The 12,575-nt window shown below is 45.9% G+C and carries 11 protein-coding genes; 10 read left to right on the top strand and 1 reads right to left on the bottom strand.

The features are described 5' to 3' along the window. The first annotated feature begins 470 nt into the window (after window positions 1-470). The 4 genes from MSA64_RS08100 to MSA64_RS08085 all read left to right on the top strand — a co-directional run bounded on the left by MSA64_RS08100 (window position 471) and on the right by MSA64_RS08085 (window position 5,558). Window positions 471-1,562: a hypothetical protein gene (locus tag MSA64_RS08100; protein ID WP_287891263.1), complete on the top strand. Its 1,092-nt coding sequence runs from the start codon at window positions 471-473 to the stop codon at window positions 1,560-1,562. A 58-nt stretch (window positions 1,563-1,620) separates the two neighbouring features. Beyond that, window positions 1,621-2,868 (top strand): cytosine permease, encoded by a 1,248-nt coding sequence (gene codB, locus MSA64_RS08095; RefSeq protein ID WP_227597472.1) that lies wholly within the window; start codon window positions 1,621-1,623, stop codon window positions 2,866-2,868. Window positions 2,869-2,989: 121 nt separating this feature from the next. Beyond that, window positions 2,990-4,174: a serine hydrolase domain-containing protein gene (locus tag MSA64_RS08090; protein WP_154431554.1), complete on the top strand. Its 1,185-nt coding sequence runs from the start codon at window positions 2,990-2,992 to the stop codon at window positions 4,172-4,174. A 61-nt stretch (window positions 4,175-4,235) separates the two neighbouring features. Next, window positions 4,236-5,558 carry a sodium-dependent transporter gene (locus MSA64_RS08085; protein ID WP_022172972.1) on the top strand — a complete coding sequence of 441 codons (1,323 nt, stop codon included), beginning with the start codon at window positions 4,236-4,238 and terminating at the stop codon, window positions 5,556-5,558. A 576-nt stretch (window positions 5,559-6,134) separates the two neighbouring features. Here the strand turns inward: MSA64_RS08085 and MSA64_RS08080 are convergent. Then, the gene (locus MSA64_RS08080) at window positions 6,135-7,427 is read right to left on the bottom strand and encodes an IS30 family transposase (RefSeq protein ID WP_287891262.1); all 1,293 of its coding nucleotides are present in this window, start codon (window positions 7,425-7,427) and stop codon (window positions 6,135-6,137) included. Between the two features lie 127 nt (window positions 7,428-7,554). Here MSA64_RS08080 and MSA64_RS08075 point away from each other — a divergent pair, with 127 nt between their 5' ends. From MSA64_RS08075 to MSA64_RS08050, 6 genes are all read left to right on the top strand, one after another. After that, window positions 7,555-7,764 carry an FHA domain-containing protein gene (locus MSA64_RS08075; RefSeq protein ID WP_022171919.1) on the top strand — a complete coding sequence of 70 codons (210 nt, stop codon included), beginning with the start codon at window positions 7,555-7,557 and terminating at the stop codon, window positions 7,762-7,764. A gap of 28 nt (window positions 7,765-7,792) precedes the next feature. Then, on the top strand, window positions 7,793-8,572 hold the full coding sequence (locus MSA64_RS08070; RefSeq protein WP_154431557.1) for a PP2C family protein-serine/threonine phosphatase: 780 nt from the start codon (window positions 7,793-7,795) through the stop codon (window positions 8,570-8,572). Between the two features lie 2 nt (window positions 8,573-8,574). After that, entirely contained in the window at window positions 8,575-10,425 is a 1,851-nt protein-coding gene (locus tag MSA64_RS08065; protein WP_287891261.1) for a serine/threonine-protein kinase, read from the top strand. Beyond that, a complete protein-coding gene (locus MSA64_RS08060) occupies window positions 10,425-11,276 on the top strand; it encodes a hypothetical protein (protein ID WP_287891260.1) in 852 nt (283 codons plus the stop codon). The genes MSA64_RS08065 and MSA64_RS08060 overlap by 1 nt, the downstream gene beginning before the upstream one ends. Continuing rightward, window positions 11,276-11,788: a hypothetical protein gene (locus tag MSA64_RS08055; protein WP_277663782.1), complete on the top strand. Its 513-nt coding sequence runs from the start codon at window positions 11,276-11,278 to the stop codon at window positions 11,786-11,788. The genes MSA64_RS08060 and MSA64_RS08055 overlap by 1 nt, the downstream gene beginning before the upstream one ends. A gap of 4 nt (window positions 11,789-11,792) precedes the next feature. After that, on the top strand, window positions 11,793-12,575 hold a 783-nt coding region (locus MSA64_RS08050), incomplete at its 3' end, for a hypothetical protein (RefSeq protein WP_287891259.1).

The following is a 12,575-nucleotide window of genomic DNA, read 5'->3' as shown; positions in this document are numbered from 1 at the left end:
ATCTCCGCTCCGCTCGCCAGCAGGATATCCCCGGCAAGTGCCGCCACATTTAACGCCATACGGTTATGTTCTTTTTCTACAGTTTCCAAAATAAAATCCCCCATTGTACACAAAAGATGCGGATACAGAAATAGAAAGATTCGGGATGTATTCGCGTATGGTATGACTCTAACACATTTTCGAAAGAAAACAAAGAAAAACCGATACATTTTCAGCAGAAAATCAGGAGACATTTCACCATGTGGATGAGGAAAAGCAGCCGGAATCGATGGAAACGTATGGAAACGGTGGGATTTTCTGATTGTTTTGAAATAGGTCTTGACGGGGGGGAGGAATATCTGTAATATATTCAAGAAGTATGCCCATCTGGTTGGAAAAGTTGGTGGGTGGGAAATGGAAAATAGAAAATAGGTAACCGGCGGATTGTGGGTTGACTGTGGGATGGCGGTTATGAAAAAGAGGATAAGTATATGAAGAAAGATTGGGAAAACGTGACACTGATGCCGGAGTTTGACGAGCAGGGTGTTGCCTGCTATCGGCTGGATGGCGGAGATTATCTGAATGAGTATTATGTGGTTTCGGAGGCGGAGACGAGAAAGCTTCTGAACACACCGGAGATTGTCGGGTATGAGGTTTATAACTGCCTGATTCCGTCGACTTCTCAGATGTTATATTATCTGAAAGAACAGAAGAAAGTGACAACAGCGAATATCTTATCGATTCTTCGCGGTGCGCTGAATTATCCGCTGGAGGAGAGCTGCTACCGGGAGCACATTCGTGTGCATGATATCAGTTTCTTATCCAGTGAGCGTGTATTTCAGGAGGAAGAGATTGCGGGACTGGAGATCAAATACAGTAAGCTGACGATGGTACCGGACAGCACGTTGATGATCGGAGATATCATTGCGAGTGGAGAGACGTTGATCCACTGTCTGCGTTATGTGACCGATTTTTACCGGAATCACGGAGCAAAACTTCGGAATATTATCATCTTTACGATTGGTGGAACGAAGGGTATCGAGATCCTGGAGGATCTGACCCGGGATATTCGGGAGTTCTGGCCGGAATTTGAAGGATTTATCACGGTATATTATGAAGGAATCTTCGGTATGTATGAAGATAAGGGTGTATCCGGTATCAATCTTCCGAATGTGGACTTTTACTGGAAGGGTGGTATCGTGGCTCCGGAATTCCGTCGGGAGACACTTTCCATGTGCAGCCCTCTGTTTGAAAAATGTATTATCTATGATGGCGGGGCGAGACGTTACGAGATCCATGAGCATGTAGAAGAAGTGCTGGAGTTCTGGAACGGGATCAAAGAACGCGCCGGTCAGATTGATTTTGGAACTTTACTGGAAGAAAAACTCGGTTATGAACTTCCGATCAGTTACGAAGACTGGATCCATGCAAACCATTATGAAAAGATCCGTCCGGCAGATACAAAATGGCTGTATCGTCAGGAACAGGGATATGTGGAGAGCATGAAGAACATTACATTAGAAGAACTGGCGCAGCAGCGGATCGATGAATTTACCAGTGCACTGCGTAAATATATTCTGTAATGGAATCAGCCGAAAGACAAATAAGGTTATGGAAACAAACTGAGACGGGAGAAAACAAATGAAAAAAGAGACAGAACAGAAAGTAGACATCGATTACGCGGATCGCGTCGTACCGGAGGAAGGAAAGAAGGGATTTGTGACCATGTTTATGATCATGCTGGGATTTACCTTCTTCTCCGCGAGTATGTGGGCAGGTCAGCAGCTGGCAGCAGGACTGGATTTCTGGGGATTCTTAAAATCTCTGCTGTTTGGGGGAGCAATCCTTGGTCTGTACACCGGACTTCTTGGTTATGTCGGAGCGAAGACAGGTATGAGCATGGATCTGCTGGCGCAGAAAGCCTTCGGAGAGAAAGGTTCCTATCTTTCCTCTGCAATGATCAGTTTTACACAGATCGGCTGGTTCGGTGTTGGTATCGCCATGTTTGCGATTCCGGTAGCAGGAGAATTATTCGGTGACAGTAAAACTGCCATGTGGGCGCTTGTTATCGGAGCCGGTGTGTGTATGACAGCTTCCGCTTACTTTGGTATAGATTCTCTGACGGTGATCAGCTATATTGCAGTGCCGCTGGTAGCAGTACTCGGTACAGTGGCTATGGTCATGGCGATCCGTCAGGGCAACGGAACGATCGTGGATCAGTTCGCCGTATCCAGCGGTTCTCTCACAGTCTTTGGCGGTGCCGGCCTGGTTGTGGGATCTTTCGTATCCGGTGGAACTGCAACCCCGAACTTTACCCGATTTGCCAAAGACGCGAAGACAGGAACGATCGCAACGGTCGTGGCATTCTTTATCGGAAACTCCCTGATGTTCTTCTTCGGAGCAATCGCCTATATTTTCGTAGGCGGAAATGATATCTTCGAGGTTATGATCCGTCTGAATCTGTTCTACATGGCAGTTCTGGTACTTGGTCTGAACATCTGGACAACCAACGACAATGCTCTGTATACTGCAGGTCTTGGTCTGGCAAATATCTTTCATCAGAAGAAAAAACCGATGGTTCTGGTATCCGGTATCATCGGAACGGTGCTTTCTGTATGGCTGTATTATAACTTCACAAAATGGCTGAACATCCTGAACTGTACGCTGCCGCCGGTAGGTATCATTCTGGTACTTTCATACTTTATGAATAAGAAAGAGTATGAAGATCCGGACGCGAAACCTGCAGTGGTCAACTGGTTCGCTGTAGGCGGTGTGATCCTGGGAGCTGTTGTGGCAAATGTTGTAAAATTGGGAATTGCTTCCATTAATGGTATGGTGGTAGCAGCTGTATGCTATCTGATTGGTCAGGGAATTACCAAAAATAAATAAAAAATATAGAGAAAAATACAAAAAACCGTTATGTTGTACGAAAAACCGTAGGCATAACGGTTTTTTTGGTATACAATAGAGCGTAGAGTCTGCGAAAAGATAATATGGAGGGTTACATAATATGGAACAGGAAAAAATCAATCGATTGCAATGGATCCTTGATGATGCAGTGGCAAGGGGAGAGATCCCGGGCGCGATTCTGATGGTCAGAAGAGAAGGGAAGGAAACCGTGTATCTGGAAAGCGGTTATGCGGATATCGAGGCAAAAAAGCCGGTGTCGAGAGACAGTATTTACCGTCTCTATTCTATGTCCAAACCGATCACTGCAACTGCAGTGATGATTCTGGTGGAGCGGGGACTGATCGATCTGGCAGATCCGGTATGTAGATATCTTCCTGGATTTTGTGGACAAATGGTGGCAGCAGCAGACGGCCATGTGGAAAAGCCATGGCGAGATGTCACGATCCAGGATCTGGTGAATATGACCTCCGGTCTGGTCTATGACGGCAATCATCTGACCGGAAAACAGACGGAAGCCTTATTTGCCGAGGTGATTCAGGGACTTGATGAGGGAGAAGGAGGAGCTTATGGTACGGTGGAGATTGCCAACCGTCTCGGCCAGATCCCGCTTGCCTTTCAGCCGGCGCGCTCCTGGTGCTATGGAACTTCCGCTGATGTGGCAGGTGCCCTTGTGGAAGTGGTTTCCGGTATGCGGTTCGGAGATTTTCTGGAAAAAGAGATCTTCACTCCACTGGAAATGGTGGATACAGGCTTCTGGGTACCGGAAGAGAAGCAGAGCCGGCTGGTGAAAACGTATGAGTGTAACGAAGGAAAGCCGTCGGTACTCTATACCGGTAATCATCTGGGTATCCGGAATGCGATGGATCGCCGCCCGGCATTCGAATCCGGTGGTGCAGGCCTGGTGTCTACGATTGATGATTATTCTCATTTTGCACAGATGTTGTTAAATGGCGGAAGTTATAAGGGAAAACAGATTCTGAGTCCGGCGATGGTACGCTTTATGACCGGTCATGTGCTGAGCGCAGAGCAGCAGGAAGTCTTTGAACGGGAAGGTATGGCATGGCTGGAAGGATTTTCTTATGGTAATTTTATGCGTGTGCTGGTGAACCCGGGCAGATCCACAACGCTGGGAAGCAAGGGAGAGTACGGCTGGGACGGATGGCTCGGCTGCTATTTTGCCAATGCGCCGCAAGATCAGATGACGATCCTTATGATGACACAGAAAAAAGATTCAGGAACTTTCCGGATGACGCGGTTGCTGAGAAATACGATTTATAATATGTAAAAAACATAATTCTGTGGAAGAATGAACAGTTACAAAACTATAAACAAATGGAGAAGATGTGATGAAAAAAAGAGAATCATTTAACACCCGGTGGGGATTTATCCTGGCGTGCATCGGTTCGGCGGTGGGCATGGGAAATATCTGGATGTTTCCTACCAGAGTATCGTTATATGGAGGAGGAGCATTTCTGATTCCGTACTTTATCTTTGTGGCTCTGATCGGATTTACCGGGGTGATCGGAGAGATGACATTCGGACGTGCAACAAGATCCGGCCCGATTGATGCGTTCGGAATTGCCTGTGAGAGAAAAGGAAAAAGAAAACCGGGAGAAGCACTGGGGCTGATCCCGGTGGTCGGCTCGCTGGCGATGGCGATCGGCTATACGGTCGTTATGGGATGGATCTTAAAATATACGGTCGGCGCATTCACCGGGGCGACACTGGCACCGGCTGATGTGGACGAATTCAGTGCTGTGTTCGGTTCGATGGCATCTGCGTTCGGCAATACAGGCTGGCAGGTTGTGATCCTGCTGGCAGCTATGGGGATCCTGATGTTCGGTGTCGGAGGCGGGATCGAGAAAGTCAATAAAGTGCTGATGCCGGTATTTTTCCTGCTGTTTGTGGGACTTGGTATCTATGTGGCATTTCAGCCGGGGGCCGTGGACGGATATCACTATATCTTCCGTGTGGACGGCAAGGCGCTTGGCGATCCGAAAACGTGGATTTTTGCCCTGGGACAGGCATTTTTCTCCCTCTCGGTGGCGGGAAACGGAACACTGATCTATGGATCCTATCTGTCGGATGAAGAAAATATTCCGGCTGCTGCGGGAAGAGTGGCATTCTTTGATACACTGGCTGCGCTGCTTGCATCCCTGGTCATCATCCCGGCGATGGCAACCACCGGAGCCAAGCTCGATCAGGGCGGTCCCGGACTGTTATTTATTTTCCTGCCAAATCTGATCAAAAATATGCCGGGAGGAAAGATCATTGTGATCATTTTCTTTGTTGCTGTATTATTCGCGGGGCTGACCTCCCTGATCAACCTGTACGAAGCACCGATCGCAACGGTGCAGGAAAAATTCCATCTGGAGAGAAAACCGGCATGTGCGGTGATCGCAGTGATCGGCGTGATTGTTTCCATTCTGATCCAGGGTATCGTATCCGGCTGGATGGATGTACTTTCTATCTACATCTGCCCGCTGGGAGCCGGACTGGCTGGTATCATGCTGTTTTGGGTATGTGGAAAAGAGTATGTGGAAAAACAGGTAAACAAAGGACGAAGCAGTCACCTTACCTCCTGGTTTTACCCGATCTGTAAATATGTTTATGTGCCGGTGTGTATCCTGGTGCTGGTTCTTGGAATCGCGCTGGGCGGTATCGGATGAAAAATATTTTGACAGCAACTCTATTTTATTGAGAAAAGCAGCTGCAGTAACCTGGTTACTGCAGCTGTTTTTCTCATAGTTACGCTTGTTCCGCAGGCAAAAACATGATATGATACAACTGTCGGGAAAATACAAATCAAAAAAACACATCACACTTTTGTTGCAGACAGTAAGATATTTTACAATTCATCCGTCTCATCTGAAAAAATATAATCATTTAATTCTTCAAAATCCAAAAATTCAGCCAATGTCATATTAAAAGGCTGAATTGGAATCCGAGCTTCCAGTTTGCAAGTTTAAGTTCTGATTTAGCTAATCGCTTGCAAAAGTAAATTCTGGCAAATCAAAATATCATGATTTTTATGGAAGTTAGTTTTGCAAAATTCTTCAAAACTGGAATTTACTATTAGAAACAAGTTGTTTTATGCTTCATATGCTGATATTCTTTTTTTGAGATCTTAATCTTCTGAAAAAAGAGTCACGTTAAGCGGAGGTCGAATCTTATTTCTTTTTTCGCAAGATTAAATTCCACCCCTCATTCGGTTCAGTATTTCTTCCGAATGGCGCTACGTTTTCTTATTTTTTCAGTAATAGAGGTGTAAGGTTAATCTCGTTAGCGGGAATGGATTTTATTCTTAACTTGTCAAGAATATCCCCGCCATTAATGAAGCTGAACAACTGGTGTGCCGACTGGTTATTCAGCTTTTTTCTGTTATATGAGTTGATATTACTCATCATAAGATTGATATCATCCTGAGTTAGGTTATCAAAAGAGGTTTTCTTCGGAAGCACACGACGAATCATCTCATGTGTAACTTCACAACCACCTTTTTGATCAGAACGCTGTGGATCACAATAAAAGATATGTGTTCTGCGACCATTGCCCTTATTAAATTCGATTGCCAGCGGGTTAGTAAATTCACTTCCTCTGTCGGTCAAAATCACCTGGAAGAGGCTAGTGAATACTTCATGTCTTAACTGTTCATACAACCAGTCAAATATTTCTGTAACTGACTTGGCGGTATTGTTATCACGGATAAAAGCAAGCATTAAACTACTATTTCTAAAGTATATGGTCAACAAGACTTTACCGCCTTTGCGACCTTCTACTGAATCCATTTCCACTACCGGAATATCAGAATTCGCAGCAAGATTAGCTTCAAAATCCTCGTAAGTGCGTCCTACATGACACTGCTTGTCTACTCTTACAGGCTTCTTATGTGAGCGGGTACGATAACGGACCTTTCTCGGAAGATCAACGTTATCTACAGATAAAAGCCCTGCATCAATGTAGTTATAAATAGTCTTTTCATCAAGCATGATATCATCTGCATTATTGACACATATCATGTGAATAGACTGGCCTAACTTAACAAGCAGTGAAACAATAGCATCTACACGCTTTAATTCTTCCGGTGTAATTGCTATTCCTTGACGACTTTCTGAGCGAGTAGTCTCATAATTCTTCTGAGCTGATTTGGCAGAATAAATATGCTTCTCCAGCTTACAGGATTGCCGTTGGATACAGCCGTTACAAACGTATGGTGGTTTCTTCAGTTTGTTACAAACCAATACCTCAAACTGCTTGCAATGCTCGTAGCACTTTACACGAGGACATCTCTTGCAGCTTTTTGAATACTGTAGTTTGCACTTTGAACATGCTGTTCCGTATTCATCACAGGCACTTCGCTTGCTGCAGGGATTGAAGGAATCTTTACGTACAGTCTGACTATGGAGTCTGACTTCTTTTGAGATAGTAGAAGGGTCCTTGCCAAGTTCCCTACCTATCTCAGTAAATGAAGCTCGTTCTCTTAAGCGAACTTCTATTGTGGCTCTTTCATCAAGAACCAGATGTGCATTCTTAGCCATGGTATTCTCCTTGGATAACGCCATCCGGACTCTATTGCTGAGCCACAACTATAACTAGATATCAAGAGGTTTGCAACACTAACTTCTAGGATATATTTTGCAATACTAAGTTCCAGTTTTTGGGTGAATGGACTGGAATTTAATTTTCCAATTCACCAATATCAGTCGTACACATGCAACCATCGTATACCGAAACGGAGCATTTGCAATCGTTGATAACAATGCAACAAACGGAACAAACGTTAACGGTGTTGCAGTACCGGCCGGAAAAGAAAGAGCTCTGACAGGAAATGAAACCATTCGTCTGGCAGATGAAGAATTTCTGTTTCGTGCATAAAACTGAATAATAAATGAGAGGTATGAGGATGATTTATAAAATAGCAGCTCACAGCGATGTGGGTATTGTGAAGAAAACAAATCAGGACTCAGTACTCGTGAAAATCGCACAGACAAACCATGGAAAGGTTTGTCTGTGTGTCGTGTGTGACGGAATGGGCGGTCTGGCTGATGGCGAGTTAGCCAGTGCAACAGTGATCCGGGAGTTCGATCAGTGGTTTATCAATAAACTTCCCGGACTGCTGGAAACACCGGAATTTCCAATGGATGAACTTCGTGTACAGTGGGACGACCTGGTAATGCGGCAGAACAAGAAACTGGCAAAGTATGCATCCGGAATAGGAACACGCATGGGTACAACAGTCGTAGCTTTTCTGGTTGTGGATGACAAATATTACATCATGAACATCGGCGACTCGAGAGCTTACATGGTTTCCGATGCCATCTATCAGCTGACGAAGGATCAGACCTATGTGCAGTACGAGATGGACTTGGGGCATCTGACCTGGGAACAGGCACAGACCCATCCCCAGAGAAACGTACTGCTCCAGTGTGTAGGAGCATCGGATGAGATCCACCCGGATTATTTTGTGGGAGATGCCAATCCGGACACCACCTTTATTCTCTGCTCCGATGGATTCCGCCATGTGATCTCGCCGGATGAGATCTATGAGAAGTTTCGTCCGGAACTTCTGGAGAACGAAGATATCATGCTTCAGAATATCGTCTCACTGGTGGAACTGAACAAATCCAGAAAAGAAGTGGATAACATATCGGCAGCTGTTATCCGGACATGTCGGGAGGGATAAGCATGCTGCAGATAGGTTCTTATGTAGACGGAAAATACAAAGTATTAAATAAGATCGGCCAGGGCGGTATGAGTGTCGTCTACCTGGCATTGAATGAAAAAGCAAATAAAACATGGGCCATCAAAGAGGTCCGAAAAGATGGACAGCAGGATTTTACCACAGTCAAACAGGGGTTGATCGCTGAGACCAACATCCTGAAAGAACTGAATCACAAATACCTGCCAAGTATCATCGATGTGATCGATGACGGGGATTCCTTCCTGATCGTTATGGATTATATCCAGGGAAAATCACTGGATAAGATCCTGAAGGGAAGTATGGAAAAAGAAGGGCTTCCCATCGCACTGGACGATGTGATCGCCTGGGGTAAACAGCTGTGTGAAGTGTTCTACTACCTTCATACCAGACCGAATCCCATTATTTATCGAGATATGAAACCGGGCAACGTCATGCTGAAGCCGGACGGAGAGATCTCCCTGATCGACTTTGGTACCGCCCGTACCTTTAAGCAGGGGAACAGAGAGGATACCACATGTCTGGGAACACCGGGATATGCGTCACCGGAACAGTACGGAGGAAACGGACAGTCCACACCTCGAAGTGATATTTACTGTCTGGGAGCTACCCTCCATCATCTGATCACCGGAAGAAATCCTTCCCCTACACCATTTAACTTTCCGAAGATCACACAGTGCCGGCCGAGTCTGGTAGATGAGATCCCGAGAGAGGATATGAATAAGTTGCTGGGTCTGGAGATGATCATTGATCGTTGTACACAGTACGAACCGGAGAATCGATACGAATCTTGTCTGGAGATGCTGTATGATCTGGAACATATTGAGGAACTCAGTCTTCCATATCGAAAGAAATTAAGAAACAAGCTGCTTGGCTTTGGTGTCAGCGCAGCAGTAGCTGTCTTATGCGGCGGTATTTCCCTTGGATGTATGCTGATGGAAAATAAAACAGAGCAGAGCGGCTATGATTATTATGTGGACCAGGCGGAGAAGAGTGACGGAACAGCCAAAGTCAATTATGCGAAAAAAGCAGTTGCCATCGATCCGGGCAAGGAAGAGGCCTATCTGGTTTATCTGGATGCCCTGCGAAACGATGAAGACGGTTTCTCCGGTCAGGACAGTCAGGATTTTAAGGCCCTGCTGCAGCAGATGGCAGGAAGACAGACCTACGAAGAAGTACTGGAAGATAATCTGGACGGTTACACCGAGCTGGCTTATGAGCTGGGAATGGCTTACTACTTCCCGGGCGGCGCCGGAAAACCGGCAGGAGATAAAGAACTTGCTAAAAAATGGTTCGGCATCGTAGCACAGGCCGTGTTGTCCGATGACCAGCTGAAAGCATTCGGACTGGATTCCACAGAAAAATTGTCTGCAGACAAGATCCAGGAATACGATATCGACACCAATCTGGTGGAAACCTTCTTGAGTATCTGTAGTTATTACGGAAAAGTGGGTCAGGAAGATACCGTAACCGGTGAGATCAAATATTCCTACTCGGATTTCTGGGTAGAATTAAACGGTCTGGTAGGCGGACTTCCGGAAACCATCAGTACAGAAAGCCGGGAACGTCTGACACAGCTTCGACTGTTGAACGATGTATCTTATCAGCTGTATGAAAATGCAAAACAGTTCGTATCAGATGCCGGTGTGGACAAGACGACCTTCCAGGGCGCCCTGGCAGCCATCGAGACAAGAGTCTCCGGTGCTGATACCGGTTCCAACCAGACGGCACAGCGTATCCGTGATAATACGATAACAACCGTGGATAATACAAAGAAACTGGTAGAATCTCTGTATGCACAGAATTCTGATGCCGTGAAGAGCGGAGGTGATCAGTAATGGGGCAGACACAAAATATTGAACAGCAGATCCAGCTTCTGAGCAATCTGCAGCTGGGATTTGGGATTGCTGCATTGCTGTTCCTTGCACTGGCGATATTCCTTTTCTTCTATCTGCATATCCCGCAGGTGTTTAATGAATACCGGGGAAAGAGTGCTCAGAAAGCCATGGAAGAGATGGCAGCCAACAGCAGCGACTCCGGACGTATCGTTTCTATGGATAAAAAGTCCAAAAACAAGAAAAAAGGAACCGGACAGCTGGTACAGAGACGTCACTATACAGACAATCTTACCGATGATCTCAGCGGCCGGATGAGCCAGGAATTTGGCGAACCAACCGGTCAGATGAATCTGAATATGGCAAATAGTTCCGAAGCCAATGGCATGATGCAGGAACCTGCAGCCAACGGCTCGGAAGCCACAGATGTATTAGAACCATCTATGATGACAGGGTCCGAGGCTACGGACGTATTAGATCCGTCCATGATGGCAGGTTCGGAAGCCACAGATGTACTGGATCCATCCATGATGACAGGATCCGAGGCTACGGATGTGTTAGATCCGTCCATGATGACAGGTTCGGAAGCCACCGGTGCATTAGCTCCGTCTATGAGAGAGGATGCACAGGCTACTGATATTCTGACAGAAGCCATGCTTCAGGAAGGCGGTATGGCAGCCACGGATATCCTGGATCCGTCCATGATCGCCAACCCGGTACAGGAAAGACAGCATGTATCTACACCGGAACAGGAAGGAACCATGGTTCTGGATCCGAACATGCTGCAGCATTCCAACAGTACCTTTGAGATAGAAAGAAGTATCATCCTGATACATACGGAGAAGGTGATCTGATGAATAAGAGAAAAACAGCAAGGATATTTAATGATCTGTCGATGATTTTCTTCCTTATATCATCTACAGTGGTCGCATTTCTTCCGATAGCTGACAGAGAAAAACACCCGGCAATAGCAGTACTTGCCGGGGGTATCTTCTGGGTAGGATTGTTGTGGGGCATTTTCCTCTACATCCTCAGCTGTCAGAAGATAAGAAATCTGAAAAGCTATCAAAATTACCGCTCGGTGGAGCGTATCGGTGCACTTGCACCCGGATCCACCAAAGAGGGATTGATTGCAGATATCGCATTCATCCCGGGATTGCTGGTGATCATACTCGGAACCTACGTGTTCCCCATACCGGATCCCGTCATGTTAGTTTGTATGTGGATAACCATGGTATCCTTCTACGGACACTTCGTCCTGAACGGAAGGGTATACAAGTTTTTACATAAAAGAAAAGTTATAAGATACCGAAAGGTAAAAGAGGAATCAGCCGAGAAAAATACTCAGCTGAAGGAAGGAGTCTGAGGACATGAAACAAAAAACAAAGAGAATCCTGGCGTTCGCCATGGCCGTTGTCTTCGCATTGTCAACCTGCGTAACCTCCAGTCCATACACCGTTATGGCCACGGAAGCAGGAGAAACGATCGCACCTCTTGCAGAAGAGCGAAGCGGCAGTGGAGAAATCACTCCGGGTACAACAGAAACAGGAACACCTGGGGAAAGCGGTGAAGGAGGCACGGTAGCACCATCCGGCGAACCGGAAGGACCGACTACACCATCTGCACCGCCAGCTACAGAGACACCGGTAGAGAAGAAATACCTGCAAGTCAAAGTTGTTTTGGGAGCAGGTGCCGGAACTATTGGTGGGGTAGATTTAGGAAATGTAAGTTTCACTCTGTCAAATGGTGAAAATGACGTATCTTGTACTGTGGAACCAGAATCGTCCACAACTACAGCGATGGAATATGCTGCTGACAAAACCTATAAGATAAAAGAAGGTAGCATTAGCGACAATTCCGGAATGTATACGCTTGAAAATATTACATCCACATTAGATAATGCGGATTCAAAAAATCCAACACTGGTTGTTACCATAGGAAAATTAACACCGAAGGTTGGAAAAATCTTAGGGGCTGATAGTATCAAGGCATTGTCTGAAGTGCAGTACACCTTGGATGGATATTGGAGCAACAAGGTAGATCGATGGGGAATCGAAGGCAACAACGTTGCACAGGCTACTGTTTATGCTACTGGTGTTGTTTCTGCAAAGGTAGGTGGAAAAAGATTTAGTCTGGCAGCATATTGTAATGGT

This window comes from Oliverpabstia sp. (genome assembly GCF_022785585.1).
GTDB lineage: Bacteria > Bacillota > Clostridia > Lachnospirales > Lachnospiraceae > Oliverpabstia > Oliverpabstia intestinalis.
Note: the sequence above shows the minus strand (reverse complement) of the source record. Positions and strands in the feature narration are given on the sequence as shown.